The sequence below is a fragment of the Vibrio sp. 1069 genome (assembly GCF_033340555.1).
On record NZ_JAWOWP010000812.1, the window covers coordinates 1 to 546 of the forward strand.

The window sequence follows — 546 nt, forward strand, 5'->3', positions numbered from 1 at the left end:
AACGATCGGTGACTTCATCTTGTTCGACATCTTTATCGGCATAAGCTAAATCGAGGGTGAAGTTTCTATCGACCAAACCTTTGATTTGAAATCGATAGGCGTTACCACCTTCATCCGTTGTTTTACGAGCCGTACTCACCTGATAAGGATTACGCCACGTTTCGCCTTTGAGGACGGTCGGAAGGTAAGAGACATCCAATACTGTGCCTGACGGTAGTTCGTACTGATAGCCTAATTGAAAAGCCAGTGTACCGACTGCCACATCGGAACGCGTTGTACCAGCATACACTTGGTGGTTGAGCTGGTGACCAAGCGTGTGGGCGATATTTCCGAGCGGCGCTGCGATGACGGTTGTGTCGCTTTCAGCGCTTTGCTCTAACGAGTCGATGGTTTTGCTGTTGTCGGTATTAAAGTTCGATTCCGATGAAATCACACCAGCATTGATTGAGATTTCGCCGCTGAACCCTGCAGTTTCAGCGAGTTGAGCCTGAGCAGCACTGACGACAAAGGCCAAAAGCAAAAGGGTTAGTCTTGGTTTCATTCGTT

1 protein-coding gene is annotated in these 546 nt (G+C 48.4%); it reads right to left on the bottom strand.

Translation table 11 applies throughout. The annotated features are described in order from the left end of the window. The coding region (locus R7040_RS29210; protein WP_318098009.1) for a DUF2860 family protein at window positions 1-541 on the bottom strand (541 nt) is incomplete at its 3' end. Window positions 542-546: the final 5 nt, after the last annotated feature.